Source organism: Streptomyces sp. BK340, assembly GCF_007827595.1.
Lineage (GTDB): Bacteria > Actinomycetota > Actinomycetes > Streptomycetales > Streptomycetaceae > Streptomyces.
Map to the genome: position 1 here is coordinate 127,125 of NZ_VISR01000019.1, position 15,480 is coordinate 142,604.

The 15,480-nt window shown below is 75.1% G+C and carries 2 protein-coding genes; one reads left to right on the plus strand and one right to left on the minus strand.

The window, feature by feature from the left end:
- Complete coding sequence (locus FB157_RS29270; protein ID WP_145883665.1) at positions 1-14,124, minus strand: non-ribosomal peptide synthetase; 14,124 nt, start codon at positions 14,122-14,124, stop codon at positions 1-3.
- Between the two features lie 276 nt (positions 14,125-14,400).
- Between FB157_RS29270 and FB157_RS29275 the strand changes: the two genes are divergently transcribed.
- Positions 14,401-15,477, plus strand: coding sequence for a polyprenyl synthetase family protein (locus FB157_RS29275; RefSeq protein ID WP_186581731.1), 1,077 nt, complete (start codon positions 14,401-14,403; stop codon positions 15,475-15,477).
- Positions 15,478-15,480: the final 3 nt, after the last annotated feature.

Here is a 15,480-nt window from a genome sequence, read left to right on the forward strand (position 1 = left end):
TCACTGCCTCCAGTCGGACTCGAGCTCGTCGATCTCGTCCTGGAGGAGGTCCACCAGGGAGAGATCGGCAGGGGTGGCGGGGTCGGCGTCCGGGCCGGGTGTCGCCCCGGTCAGCGCGTCCAGCGCCTCCCACCACAGGTTGGTCAGGGCCGCGATCTCCGGCTCGTCGAACAGCGCGCCGGGCCAGGACCAGGTGGCCTTCAGCCGCGGGCCGTCGGGGCCGTCGTGGACGATCGCGTTCAGTTCCAGGGCGTGCGCGAACGGCATGCCGGGGTCGGTGGGCGCCACGGTCACCCGCTCGGGTGCCGCGCCCCAGGCGGTGGGGCCGTCGCCGCCGGTGCGGACCCGGCCCAGGTAGTTGAAGGCGATCTGCGGGCTGTGCCCGGCGGCGAGCAGCGGTGCGGTCCTCGGGTTGAGGTGGCGCAGCAGGCCGTGGCCGGTGCCCTTGTCGGGCAGGGCCCGCAACTGCTCCGCGACCCGGGCGAGCGCCCCGGCGAGGGCGTCGGGATCCGCCGTCTCGTGCCAGCGGATGCCGGGGTCGAGGCGCAGCGGGTGCATGGCGGTGAACCAGCCGACCGTGCGCGACAGGTCGGCGGTGTCGTCGCCGTCACGGCCGTGGCCCTCGCGGTGGATCAGGACGGGGCTTCCGCCGCCGGTGCCGCGCCGCCGCCGCCACTCGGCGACGGCCAGCGCGAACCCGGTGAGCAGGGACTCCTCGGCTCCGGTCGTGAGCAGGGTTTCGGTCCGCTCGGGCGGCAGCTCGGCGGTGTGGTGGCGGGCGGTGCCCTTGGTGTGCTCGGCCGGGTCCAGCGGCCGGGCGGTCAGCCTCGGGTCGGGGGCGGCCGTGAGGCCTTCCCACAGGGCGAGTTGGTCCTCGGCCGCCGGGGATACGGCCCGTTCGGCGAGCCGGTGCGCCCAGGTGCGCAGCGAGGTGCCCACCGGCGCGAGCTCGCGGTCACCGTCGAGCCACGCGTCCATCAGGTCGGGGGCCAGGATGCGCCAGGACACTCCGTCGACGACCAGGTGATGGGCCATCAGCAGCAGGCGTCCGGGACGGTCTGCGCCGGCGTCGAACCAGACGGCGCGCAGCATGTCGCCCTTGTCGGGGTCGAGCGAACGGCGGGTCTCCTCGGCCTCGCGGGTCAGCAGCGGCTCGAGGTCCGTCTCCGGTACGTCCGCGACGTCGACGCGGCGGACGTGGCGGGTGGCGTCGGCGGTCTCGGCGGCGGGGATCTCCAGCCGCCAGGGGCCGGGCTCGGCGCGGTCGAGGCGTCCGCGCAGGGCGTCGTGCCGTTCCAGCAGCGCCTGGACCGCCTCGGTCAGGGTGTGCTCGGTCAGGCCCGCCGGGACCCGGAGCAGCACGGACTGGTTGAAGCCCTCGATCGGGCCGCCGAGTTCGCGCAGCCACTCCATGATCGGGGTGGCCGGCACCTGTCCCGTGCCGTCGTCTTCGACCGCCCGGTCGCCGGCTTCGGCGGCCGCCCGGGCGAGGGCGGCGACCGTCTGGTGCTGGAAGACGTCCCGGGGGGTGAGGGCCAGGCCCGCCTGGCGGGCGCGGCTGACCAGCTGGATCGAGACGATGCTGTCGCCGCCGAGGGCGAAGAAGTTGTCGTCGGCGGTGACGTCGGCGACGCCGAGCAGGTCGGCGAAGAGCGTGCACAGCAGCCGCTCGCGGGCGTCGCCCGGTGCCCGGCCGGCGGTGGCGGAGCGCTCCGGTGCGGGCAGGGCCGCGCGGTCGAGCTTGCCGTTGGCGTTGAGCGGCAGGTCGTCCAGCGTGACGAAGGCGTCGGGGACCATGTAGTCGGGCAGCAGCCCGGCCGCATGCCGGCGCATCGCCGTGACGTCCAGGCCGGCCGGTACGACGTAGGCGACAAGACGCCGGTCGCCGGGCCGGTCCTCGCGGACGGTCACGAAGGTGTGGGCGGTGCCGGGGAAGGAGGCGACCGCGTTCTCCACCTCGCGGGGTTCGATACGGAAGCCGCGCACCTTGACCTGGTCGTCGCCGCGGCCGACGAACTCCAGTGCGCCGTCGGCGTTCCAGCGGACCCGGTCGCCGGTGCGGTACATCCGGGAGCCGGCCGGGCCGTAGGGGTCGGCGACGAACCGCTCGGCGGTCAGGGCCGCGCGGCCCGCGTAGCCCCGGGCCAGGCCCTCTCCGGCGACGTGGAGTTCGCCGACGACGCCGTCCGGTACGGGACGCAGGCGGTCGTCGAGGACGTAGACGCGGGTGTTGTCCAGCGGGCGGCCGATGGGAACCGCGCCGCGCTCCAGGTCCCGCGGTGTGAGGGTGTGGTGGACCACGCACAGCGTGGACTCGGTGGGGCCGTAGCTGTTGGTGATGCGGGCGGCCGGGGCGTGGGCGAGGACCTGGCGGACGCTCGTCGCGGCCGGGGTGTCGCCGCCGACGCAGATGTCGCGCAGGTGCCGGAAGCTGTCCGCGTGGTGCTCGGCCAGCAGCCGGAACAGGCCTTCGCTGAACAGGCCGACGGTGACCCGGTGGTCGGTCATGGTGCGGGCGAGGGCCGCGATGTCGGTGGCCTCCGCGTCGCAGACGACGATCCGGCCGCCGCTCAGGAGCGGGCCCCACAGTTCGTACGTCGAGGCGTCGAAGGTGGTCGGCGAGTGGAACAGGACGCGGTCCTCGGGGCCGTGGGCCCAGTACCGGTCGCGGGCCAGTCCGGCGACCCCGCGGTGGGTGACCGCGACGCCCTTGGGCGCTCCGGTCGAGCCGGACGTGTACATGATGTAGGCGAGCGCGTCGGGGCGGACGGCGGGCCGCGGACGGGTGCCCTCCGGCCGGGACCGGAGCGCCGGGTCGTCGACCAGGACCAGCGGGGCCGCGCCCTTCGGGACGAGCGGTGCGGTGGCACGGTCGGTGACGACGGCCACGGCGGCGGTGTCCGCCAGGATGTGCCGCAGGCGGGCCTCGGGGCTGCGCCCGTCCAGCGGTACGTACACCGCACCCGCCTTCGCCACCGCCAGCGCGGCCACGACGTGGTCGACGCGCCCGCCGAGCAGCAGCGCCACCCGGTCCTCGGTGCCCACACCCCGCTCGGCCAGCGCGTCGGCGAGGGCCTCGGCGCGGGCGTCGAGCTGGGCGTAGGTGAGGGTCAGGTCCGCGCTCTGCACGGCCGGGGCATCGGGCGCCCGGGCGGCCCGCTCGGCGAACAGCTCGGGCAGGGCGGCCTCGGGGCGGGCCACGGAGGTGTCGTTGCGGTCGGTGAGCAGCGTGTGCAGCTCGTCCTCGGCCAGCACCGGCAGGTCGCCGATGCCGCGGTCGGGCTCGGCGACGGCGGCGGTGAGCAGCCGGGTCAGCCGCGCCGCGAGCGCCTCGGCGGTGGCGGCGTCGAAGAGGTCGGTGGCGTACTCGATCTGCCCGGCGATGCCGTCGGGCCGGCCCTCGTCGGTGTGCCGCTCCCACAGGCTGAAGGAGAGGTCGAACTTGGCCACGGGGGCCTCGGTGGCCTCCACCCGGACCGGCAGGCCGCCCAGTTCGGCGTGCGGCCGGTCGCTGATGGCGTTGTGCAGCACCAGCATCACCTGGAACAGCGGGTGCCGGGCCAGCGAGCGCACCGGGTTGACCTCCTCCACCAGGCGCTCGAACGGGAGGTCCTGATGGGTGTAGGCGGCCAGGTCGGTCTCCCGGACCCGGGCCAGCAGCTCCCGGAAGGTCGGGTCGCCGGAGGTGTCGGTGCGCAGCACCAGGGTGTTGACGAAGAAGCCGACCAGGTCGTCGAGGGCGTCGTCGGTGCGGCCCGCGATCGGGGTGCCGAGCGGGATGTCGGTGCCGGCGCCGAGCCGGGTCAGCAGCGTGGCCAGGGCGGCCTGGAGCACCATGAAGACGCTGACGCCGCTCTTGCCTGCCAGCTCCGCGAGCGCGGTGTGCGCCGCGGCGTCCAGGGCGAGGGGCACGTTCGCGCCGTGGTAGCCGGCGGCCTCCGGGCGGGGCCGGTCGGTGGGCAGGTCCAGCTCCTCCGGCAGCCCGGCCAGGGCCTCGGTCCAGTACGCCAGCTGCCGGGCCAGCGGACTGTCCGGGTCCTGCGGGTCTCCCATGACCTCCTGCTGCCACACCGAGTAGTCGGCGTACTGCACCGGCAGCGGGCGCCAGTCGGGCGCGGCGCCGCGTACCCGGGCGGTGTAGGCACGGCCGAGGTCGTGCAGGAGCGGGGCGATCGACCAGCCGTCGGTGGCGATGTGGTGCACGGCCAGCACGAGAACGGCTTCGTCGGACTCGTCGGCGCCGGTCAGCAGCCGGGCCCGCAGCGGGGGTTCGCAGACCAGGTCGAAGCCTCGGGTGACGGTCTCGCGGATCGCCTCGGCCGGGCCGTCGGGCCCGGTCTCGGTCTCCTCCAGCACGGGCGCGCCCTCGACCGGTCCGAGGACCCGCTGCCAGGGCACACCGTCCCGCTCGGGGAAGACCGTGCGCAGGCTCTCGTGCCGGGTGACGACGTCGCGCAGCGCCTCCCGCAGCGCGGCCCGGTCCAGTCCGCCGCCGATGCGCAGCACCAGCGGGACGTTGTAGGTGGCGTCGTCGGAGCCCTCCAGGCGGTTGAGGAACCACAGGCGGCGCTGGGCGTAGGACAGGGCGACGCGCTCGGTGCGCTCGGCGGGCACCAGCGGCGGCCGGGTGTCCGTGGCCGAGCCCAGGCGGGCGGCGATGCCGGCGACGGTGGGGTCGTCGAACAGCGCCTTGATGCCGATCCGGGCGCCCAGGGTGGTGGCGATACGGCTGAGCAGGCGCATCGCGAGCAGCGAGTGGCCGCCCAGGGCGAAGAAGTCGTCGTCGATGCCGACCGGTCCGGTGCCCAGGATGTCGGCGAACAGACCGCAGAGGATCTCCTCCTCCGGGGTGCGCGGCGCCCGTGCGACGGGGCCGGACGGGGCGGCGGGGTCGGGCAGCGCGGCGCGGTCGACCTTGCCGTTGGCCGTCAGGGGCAGCCGGTCCAGGACCACCACGGCGGACGGCACCAGGTACGCGGGCAGCGCCGCGGCCGCGTGGGAGCGCAGCCCCTCGGCGGCGCCGGGGCCGGCCTCGGCGGCGACGTAGGCGACGAGCCGCCGGTCGCCCGGCTGGTCCTCGCGGACCAGGCAGACGGCCTGGGTCACCCCGGGCGCGGTGAGCAGGCACGCCTCCACCTCGCCCGGTTCGATGCGGTAGCCGCGCACCTTGACCTGGTGGTCGGCGCGGCCGACGTAGGTCAGCAGTCCGTCGCGGCTCCAGCGGACCCGGTCACCGGTGCGGTACATCCGGGACCCGGCGGGGCCGAACGGGTCGGCCACGAACCGCTCGCCGGTCAGTGCGGGGCGGTGGAGGTAGCCGCGGGCCACGCCGGTGCCCGCCACGTACAGGTCACCGGTGACACCGTCCGGCACCGGGTTGAGCCGGGCGTCGAGGACGTAGACCCGGGTGTTGGTCATGGGCCGGCCGAGCGGGACCGGTCCGGCCGGGAGCGCGCTGCCCGCGGGGACGGGGTGGTCCAGGCAGCCGACCGTGGTCTCGGTGGGTCCGTAGTGGTTCACGACCTCGACGCCGGGGTGGCGCTCGCGCCAGGCGGCGAGCTGCTCGGCGTGCAGCGCCTCGCCGCCGATGACGAGCTGGGCGGTGGGCGAGCAGGCCTCGGGCAGCTCCAGCAGCATCTGCAGGTGACTGGGCGTCACCTTGGCGAAGGTGAGACCGTCGGGCACCCGCAGCCGTTCGTCCAGGTCGGCGACGTACAGGCAGCCGCCGGCCAGGAGGGTGCCGTACAGGCCGGTCAGGCCCAGGTCGAAGGAGAGCGGCGAGTGCAGCAGGGTGCGGCCGGCCAGCCCCGGGTAGCGGGCGGCGCAGTACGTGGCGTACTCGGCGATCGCGCGCTGCTCCACCACGACGCCCTTGGGGGTGCCGGTGGAACCCGAGGTGTAGACGACGTACGCGGCGTCGTCCGGGGTGAGCGGGGCGCCGCGCTCGGCGTCGGAGAGCGGGCCGGCGGCCAGCCGGGCGAGGGCCGCCTCGGTGTCCGGATCGTCCAGGACGACGGTGGTGCCGGGCCGTTCGGCGAGGTGTGGGGCCGTGTCCACGGCGGCCCGGGTGGTCAGCAGCAGCGCCGGACGGGCGTCGTCGAGGAGGGTCCGGACGCGGTCGCCGGGCTGTTCGGGGTCGAGCGGCAGGTAGGCGGCGCCGGCCTTCCCGGCCGCGAGCATCGCGACGACCGCCTCGGCCGAGCGCGGTACCGCGAACGCCACCACGGACCCGGCGCCCGCTCCGTGGGCCAGCAGCAGCCGGGCCAGCCGGTCGGAGTCCTGGTCGAGCCGGGCGTAGCTGAGTTCCCGCGGGCCGCAGACCACGGCGGGCGCCTCGGGCGAGCGGGCCGCCTGCGCGGCGAAGAGCTGCGCGAGGGTGCGCCTGGAGACCTCCGCCGCGGTGTCGTTGCGCCGCCGCAGGGCCTCGTCCCGCTCGGCGGCGGAGACGATCTCCAGCTCGGTCAGGCGCCGGGCGGGGTCGGCCAGGGCCGCCTCCAGGAGCCGTACGAAACGGGTGGTCAGGGACGCGACGGTGGCCTGGTCGAACAGGTCGGCGCAGTAGCCCGCCGCGGCGGTGATCCCGGCCGGCTCGCCCTGCTCGCCGAACCGTTCGGCGACGCTGAACAGCAGGTCGAACTTGGCCAGATCGGGGTCCTGCTGGACGAACTCGGCGGTCAGGCCGGGCAGGTCGGCCGCCGGACGCCCGAGGTTCTGCAGGACCAGCTTGGTCTGGAACAGCGGGTGCCGGCCGGCCGAGCGCACCGGGTTGAGGGCCTCCACCAGCCGCTCGAACGGCAGGTCCTGGTGGTCGAACGCGTCGATGTCGGCGCTCCGGACCCGGGTGAGCAGTTCGCCGAACGTCGGGTCGCCGGAGGTGTCGGTGCGCAGCACCAGGGAGTTGACGAAGAAGCCGACGAGGTCACGGAGCGTGTCGTCGTCCCGGCCGAAGACCGAGCCGCCGATGACGATGTCCTCCCCCGCTCCGACACGGGTGAGCAGGGCGGCGAGCGCGGCGTGCAGCACCATGAACGGCGTGACGCCGTGCTCGCGGGCCGCGCGCAGGACGGCCCGGTGGGTGCCGGCGCCGATCTCGAAGGGGACGAGGCCGCCGGTGCGGCCGCTCTCGCGCGGCCGGGGCCGGTCGGTGGGCAGCGTGAGTTCCTCCGGCAGATCCGCCAGGGCGCCCTTCCAGTGGGCGAGTTGACGGGACAGCACGCTGTCGGGGTCGTCCTCGGCGCCCAGCCGCTCGTGCAGGCGCAGCGCGTGGTCGGCGTACTGGACGGGCAGCGGGGCCCAGTCGGGGGTCCGGCCGTCGAGCGCGGCGCGGTAGGCGGCGGACAGGTCGCTCAGCAGCGGCGCGGTCGACCAGCCGTCACTGGCGATGTGGTGCACGACGAGCACCAGGACGTGCTCCTCGGGACCGCGCTCCAGCAGGGCGGCACGCAGCGGCGGTTCGGTGGCCAGGTCGAAGCCCCGGCCGGTGACGGCCGCGATCAGGGACGTCTCGTCCCGGCCGGCGGCGTCGACGACGTCCAGGCGGGGGCGCGCCGGGTCGGCCGGCAGCACGACCTGACGCGGGGTGCCCTCGGACTCCGGGAAGACGGTGCGCAGGGTCTCGTGCCGGGCCACCAGGGCGGCCAGGGCCGCTTCCAGGGCAGGCCGGTCGAGGGCGCCGGTGAGCCGGACGACCAGCGGGATGTTGTAGGAGGCGTCGGCGGGGTCGAGCCGGTTGATGAACCACAGGCCGCGCTGTGCGGGTGAGAGCGGCAGCACCTCGGGGCGGGGCCGCGGGGCGAGGACCGCGCGCGCCGGCGGGCGCAGGCCGAGCGCGGCCGCGAGGCCCGCGGGGCTGGGGTTGCGGAAGACGGTGGCGACGGAGACGTCCGCGTCCAGCGCCGAACGGACCCGCGCCACCAGGCGGGTGGCCAGCAGGGAGTGGCCGCCGAGCTGGAAGAAGTCGTCGTCGGCGCCGACCCGTTCCACGCCGAGGAGTTCGGCGAAGATCCCGCACAGGATCTCCTCCTGCGCCGTGGCGGGCGCCCGGCCGGCCGTGCGGGTCAGGTCGGGCACGGGCAGCGCCTTGCGGTCCACCTTGCCGTTCGCGGTCAGCGGCATCGACCCGAGCGCCGTCCAGGCGGTGGGGACCATGTGCTCCGGCAGCACCCGGGAGACCGCCTCGCGGACCGCCTCGGAGTCGGCGCCGCCGACCAGGTGGGCCACCAGCCGGCCGTCGACGACCGTGGCCGCCGCGTCGGTGACGCCAGGCACCTCGCGCAGCCGGGCCTCGATCTCGCCCAGCTCGACCCGCTGGCCGCGGATCTTCACCTGCGCGTCCCGGCGGCCCAGGAACTCCAGCTGTCCGTCGGGCAGCCGGCGTACGCGGTCGCCGGTGCGGTACAGCCGGGTCCCGTCCGCCGCGAAGGGGTCGGCCACGAACACACCGGCGGTGCGCGCCGGGTCGTCCAGGTAGCCCCGGCCGACCCCGGTGCCGGCGACGTACAGGTCACCGGGGACACCGGCGGGCACCGGCCGCAGCCGGTCGTCCAGCACGTACAGGGACGTGTTGCGCACGGCCCGCCCGATCGGCGCGCTCACCCGCTCGGATCCGGCCGAGGCGGCGGTGATCACGGCGTGCGTGACGTCGTCCGAGCACTCGGTGGGGCCGTAGGCGTTGACCACCGGCACCGCCGCGAAGCGCGCGAACCAGCGCCGGCACAGCTCGGCCGGCAGGTCCTCGCCGGTGACGACGAGCCAGTTCAGCGCGGGCAGTTCGGGCAGCTCGGCGCCCTCGTCCCAGGCGTCCAGCGCGGCCCGCAGCAGCGACGGCACGACCTCCAGCACGGTCACCGCGTCCTGCCCGGCCGTCCGGAACAGGCCGACGGCGTCGACGGCCAGTTCCTGGCCGACGGCCACCACCCGGCCACCGACCACCAGTGGCGCGAGCATCTGCCAGACGGAGACGTCGAAGGTGAGCGGCGCGTTCTGCACGACCGCGTCGCGGGCGTCGAGGTCGAGGTCCTCGATCTTGGCCAGCAGGTGGTTGTTCATGCCCCGGTGGTGCACCATCGCGCCCTTGGGCCGACCGGTGGAACCGGACGTGAACAGTACGTACGCCAGCCGGTCCGGGACGGCCGGGACGGCGACGGCCGCCTGGGCGGTCAGGTCGCCGTCCAGGGCCACCGCCTCCGTGCCGAGCCCGGCCGCAAGGTCGGTCAGCCCGGGTCCGGCGAGCACCAGCCGTACCCCGGCGTCGGCCACCAGCTCGGCGGAACGGGCCACCGGTGAGCGGGTGTCCAGCGGCAGGTACACGGCGCCCGCGGCGAGGATGCCCAGCAGCGAGGCCACGGCCCAGCGGCCGCGCTCCGCGAGCACGGCCACCACCGGCTCCGGCCCGGCGGGCAGAGCGCCGACCCGGGCGGCGATCCGGTCCAGCAGGTCGACGAGTCCGGCGTACGTCAGCTCGCCGTCGTCGTCCGACACCGCGACCGCGTCCGGCCGGCGCGCGGCCGTCTCCCGCACCCGGCGCACCACGTCCGTCAGGGACTCGTCGGCCGCCGTGGCGTTGAACTCCACCAGCTCCCGGCGCAGTTCCCCGTCGGTGAGCAGCGGTACGTCGCCGACGCGCAGCTCCGGGTCGTCCGCGACGGCGGTGAGCAGCCGGGCGAAGCGGTCCAGGAGGTCCTGGGCGGTGCTCGCCTCGAAGGCGTCGGTGCGGTACTCCAGGGCGACGAGGACGCCGTCGGGGGTGCCGGAAGCGGCGTGCTCCTCGCGGACGTTGAAGGACAGGTCGAACTTGGCCGTGGTGTTCGGCACGTCCATGAGTCCCAGCCGCAGGCCGGGCAGTTCGGGCAGCGGGCGGCGCGCGCCGTCCATGGACAGCATCACCTGGAACAGCGGGTGCCGGGAGGCGGACCGCACCGGGTTCAGGGCCTCCACCAGCCGCTCGAACGGCAGGTCCTGGTGGGCGAAGGCCGCGAGGTCGCCCTCCCGCACCCGGGCGAGCAGCTCCGTGAAGGAGGGGTTGCCTGCGGTGTCGGTGCGCAGCACCAGTGTGTTGTTGAAGAAGCCGACGAGCGGCTGCAGCGCCTCGTCGTCGCGGCCGGCGACAGGGGCGCCGAGCACGATGTCGTCCCCGGCGCCGAGGCGGGCGAGCAGGGCGGACAGCCCGGCCTGGAGCACCATGAAGGGGGTGGCGCCGGCGGACCGGGCCAGCGCGGCGAGGCGGGCGTGGGTGTCCGCGTCCAGACGCGTGGTCAGGGTGCGGGCCCCGGGCGCGCTCGCGGTGGCCGCGGGCAGCCGGTCGAAGGGCAGGTCGAGGTGGTCGGGCAGGCCCGCCAGCCGGTCCTGCCAGTAGGCGAGCTGGCGCACGGCCGCCTCGGAGGGCGCGTCCTCGTCGCCGAGCAGGCGCCGCTGCCAGACGGCGTGGTCGGCGTAGCTCACCGGGAGCGGGGCGAGCTCGGGCGCACGGCCCCGGGTGCGGGCCGCGTAGGCGGTGAGCAGGTCGTTCAGCAGGGGGGCGACGGACTCGCCGTCGGCGGCGATGTGGTGCAGCAGGAGCAGCAGGACGTGCTGTCCCGGGGCGAGGGTGAACAGGGTGACCCGCAGCGGGGTCTCGGTGCCGAGGTCGAAGGGGCGGGCGGTCTCCTCGGCGAGCAGGGCGGGCAGTTCGGCCTTGGCCGCGGCCCGGCGCCGCAGGGCGGGTCCGTCGCCGGGCGGCGTGATGTGCTGGCGGGGGGTGCCGTCACGGTCGGGGTAGACCGTCCGCAGCACCTCGTGCCGGTCGGTGAGGTCGGTGAGGGCGGCCGTGAGCGCTTCGGTGTCCAGGCCGCCGTCGAGGGTCAGGACGAGCGGGATGTGGTACGCGCTGCTGGGGCCCTCCAGACGGTGCAGGAACCACAACCGGCGCTGTGCGGCGGAGAGTTCGGGGTCGCCGTCGTGCTCCACCGGCGCCAGCGCGGGACGGGCGGGCGCGGCGTCGGCGAGCCGCTCGGCCAGGCGGCGCACGGTGGGCGCCTTGAAGACAGCCTCGACTCCGCACTCGACACCGAGTTCGGCGCGGATGCGCGGGGTGAGGCGGGCGGCGAGCAGGGAGTGGCCGCCCAGGGCGAAGAAGTCGTCGTCGAGTCCGACCTGCGGGGTGCCGAGTGCCTCCGCGAACAGGGCGCACAGGCGCTCCTCGCGCGGGGTGCGCGGCGGGGCGTACGGCGTGGCGGGCGCGCCGCCGGTCCCCGCGCCCGGGTCGGGCAGGGCCTTGCGGTCGGTCTTTCCGTTGGGGGTGACGGGGATGGCGTCGAGGGCCGTGAGGGTGGCGGGCACCAGGTAGCCGGGGAGACGGTCGGCCAGGGCGGCGCGCAGGGCGGCGAGGTCGAGGGTGCGGCCGTCGGCGGGCACGACGTAACCGGCCAGGGCGGGCACGCCGGTCCGGTCGGTGCGTACCGCCACGGCGGCCTGGGCGACCGCGTCCAGCTCGCGCAGGGCGGCCTCGGCCTCGCCGGGCTCGACCCGGTAGCCGCGGATCTTGACCTGCTCGTCGGCCCGGCCGGCGTACTCCAGGGTGCCGTCGGGGCGCTGCCGCGCCAGGTCGCCGGTGCGGTACATCCGCTCCCCGGGCAGGCCGTGGGGGTCGGCGACGAAGCGCTCGCCGGTGAGCGCCGGCCGGCCGAGGTAGCCCCGGGCCAGGGAGGCTCCCGCCACGTACAGTTCGCCGGTCACGCCGGGCGGCACCGGCTGCAGGGCTGCGTCCAGGACGTAGGTCCGGCTGCCGGTGACGGCGCGGCCGATCGGGGGTTCGCCGGTTCCGGCGAGGGGTTCGCTGATGGTGGCGCAGACGGTGGTCTCCGTGGGGCCGTAGCCGTTGAGGAAGAGCCGCCCGGCCGACCAGCGCTCGGCCAGGTCGCCGGAGCATGCCTCGCCCGCGACCAGGATGACCAGGTCGGCGGGCAGGTCACCGGCGGGGTCCATGACGGCGAGCGAGGACGGCGGCAGGATCGCGTGGGTGACACCGGCCGCGCGGGTGAACGCGGCCAGCGCCTCGCCCGGCATCAGGTGCTCGGCGGGCGCCAGCACGAAGGACGCGCCGGCCAGCAGGCCCATGCACAGCTCCGGGACCATGGCGTCGAAGCCCAGCGAGGCGAACTGCAGCACACGGCTGCCGGGCCGTACCCGCATGTGCCCGACGAAGGTGTCGGCGAGGTGCGGGACGCCGCGGTGGGTGACCACGACGCCCTTGGGCCGGCCGGTGGAACCGGAGGTGTAGATGACGTAGGCGGGGTGGTCCACGGTGAGCGGGGCGGTGCGCTCGGCGTCCGTGAGATCGCCGCCCGGCCGCCCGGCCAGGGCGGCCGTCACCGTGGGGTCGTCCAGCACGAGCAGGGGCGCGGCCCCGGCGGCCTCGCCGGCGAGCGGTGCGGTGGTGGAGTGGGCCAGCAGGCAGGAGGGCCGGGCGTCGCCGAGGACGTGCTCGATCCGGGCCCGGGGGTAGGCGGGATCGAGCGGCACGAACGCGGCGCCCGTCTTGAGCACGCCGAGCACGGCCACGACGAGATCGGCGGAGCGGGGCAGCAGCAGCGCGACCCGGTCCTCGGGGCCGATGCCGCGGGCGGTCAGGTGCCGGGCCAGCCGGTTGGCCCGCCGGTTGAGTTCGGCGTAGTCGAGCACCGTGTCGCCGAAGCGGACGGCCGGGGCGTCGGGGAAGCGGGCCGCGGTCCGCTCGAACAGGGCGGGGAAGGTGGCCGTGGGATCGGCGGGGACCGGCTCGACGGCGGGTACGACGAGGGCGCGTTCGGCGTCGTCGAGGAAGCCGAGGCGGCCGACGGGGGTGGCGGGGTGCTCCAGGGCGCGGGCCAGGCGGCCCAGGAAGCGGACGTACCGCTCCTGGTGCGCGGCGAGTTCCGCGGTGTCGTACAGCTCGGGGTGGACGTCGAAGTCGACGCGGATCGCACTGCCGTCGGAGCGGTCGTACACCGAGATCGCGAGGTCCTCGATGAGGCGCAGCGACATGTTGCGGGCGTCCGCGCGGTGGCCGGCGAAGCGGATGTCGTAGGAGAACGGGACGACGTTGAGCAGCGGCCCGAAGAAGCGCCGGTACTCGTGACCGAGGCCGAGGTCACGGCGCAGGTCCTCGCCGCGGTAGCGCTGGCGCGGCACCAGTTCGCGCAGGGCGGTCCGGGTGCGGTCGAGCAGTTCGCCGACGGTGGTGGCGGAGTCGACGGCCACCCGCAGCGGCAGCACGTTGGCGACCATGCCGGGCGCCTTGCGGACCTCGTCGTGGGTGCGCGCGGTGACCGGCAGACCCGCGACGACGTCGGTCAGGCCGGTCAGGCGGTGCAGGTACGCCATGGTCGCGGCGATGACGATGCGGGAACGGGCCACGCCGATCCGCTCGGCCGCCGCGGTCAGTTCGCCCTGGACGTCCTCGGGCAGCAGGACGGTACGGCGGACGAACTCGGCGGACGGCTTGAGGGGACGCGCCGAGAGCGCCACCGGTTCGGGCCGGTCGGCGAAGCGGTCGGTCCAGTGGGCGCGGTCCTCGTCGAACGCGGCGGACGCGCGGTAGGCGGCGTCGTCGTCGAGCAGGGCGCGCACGGAGGCGAACGGCGACGGCCCGGGATCGGCGGCCTCGGCCAGGGCCGTGTACAGGTGTGCGGCACGCCGGACCAGGAGGGAGGCGCCCACACCGTCGAGGAGGATGTGGTGGTAGGCGTGGTACCAGAACCACCTGTCCTCGGCGGCCCGGAACAGGGCCTGGGTGAACAGCGGTGAGCGGGTGAGGTCGACGCGGCGGCGCAGGTCGCGGCTCATCCACTCCTCGGCCGCCTGCCGGGGGTCCGCGGCGGCGGAGACGTCGACGACGTGCAGGGTCCACTCGGGAGCCGGGCCGACCGTCTGCCGGGGACCCTCGTCGGTCTCCAGGAACCGCACGTGCAGCGCGTCGGCCTCGTCGACCAGGCGCCGAAGTGCCCGCTCGAAGAGCTGCGGGTCGACCGGTCCGTGAATTTCCAGGTATTCAGCCGCCCGGAATATCGGGCTGTCCGGGTCCATCTGCTGCGCGAACCACACCCCGGCCTGCGCGCCGGTCAGAGGAAACTTCCGCGCACCGTCGACAAAAGACTGAAATCGCTCCATGACTCCTCGTCAATTCACCCGGGTATATGCGGCGGACACCGACGACGGGCGCACCTTCGCCGCCGTGCTCGATTCACCTGGATCGGCCCGCTTGCCATGTCGGAGACTAGGTGCGGCCGCCTCGTCCGACCTGGACGGTGGCTGGACGAGGAGCTGCCTCTGCCGTTCACGGCGGCGTCCGCGCCGGAAGAATGGGCCGGGCCATTGGAGATCAAGAGGCAGCGTCATTCACTTGGTTCCCGGTTCGATCGCTGCCGCGGCACGAGGAGAGCTGACATGTCGACCGCCCCGCCGGTGAGCCAGGAATTCACGGACACCGGACTCATGGAAACAATCGCGACTCGGGACGAGTTGCTGAACCGCGTCGAGCTGCGCCTGCGGAATTTCCTGGACGAGGAACGCCGGGTGTGGAAGTCACGCAACCCGGATTCCGTCGAACTCGTCGACTGCGTGGCGCGCATGGTCGGCAGCGGCGGCAAGCGGCTGCGCCCCGCGTTCTGCGTGGCCGGCTATCTGGCCGCCGGTGGCGACCCGGACAGTGCGGAGATCGTGGACGTCGCCGCGGCGCTGGAGCTGCTGCACAGCTTCGCGCTGCTGCACGACGACGTGATGGACGAGTCCGAGCTGCGCCGCGGCGCCTCGACGGCGCAGGTCGCCCATGCCGAGCTGCACACCGAGCGGGGCTGGCGCGGGACGGCCAGCCGCTACGGCGAGAGCGTCGCCGTCCTGGCGGGCGACCTCGCCCTGGTGTACGCGGAGCGGCTGCTCGCGGGCTGCCCGGAGCGGGTGCGGCCGGTCTGGGGCGAGCTGTGCACGGAGTTGATGGTCGGTCAGTTCCTGGATGTGCGGGCCGCCGCCCAGTTCGCCCCGGACGCGGCACTGTCCAGCTGGATCGCGCTGTTCAAGTCCGGCCGGTACACGGTCTTCCGGCCGCTGGCCATGGGTGCGCGGCTGGCCGGTGCGGACGAGCTGATGGCGCCGTTCGAGGCGTACGGGCTCGCGGTGGGCGAGGCCTTCCAGCTGCGCGACGACCTGCTGGACGCCTTCGGCACCTCGGCGGCCACGGGGAAGCCGGCCCGGCTGGACTTCAAGCAGCACAAGATGACGCTGCTGATGTCTCTGGCGCTGCAGACGGTGCCGGAGGTGCGGGAGCTGGTGGGTGACGACCTGTCCGCGACCGACCCCGACGAGCTGCACGACCTGCTGCTGCGTACCGGGGTCCGGGACCGGGTGGAGTCGGTGATCGCCGACCGGCTGGCGGCGGCGGAGGACGCGCTGCGCGGGACGGTACGGGCCGACTGGGCCGAGGGACTGCGGCGGATGGCCGTGCAGGCGGTGTACCGCGACCACTGAGCC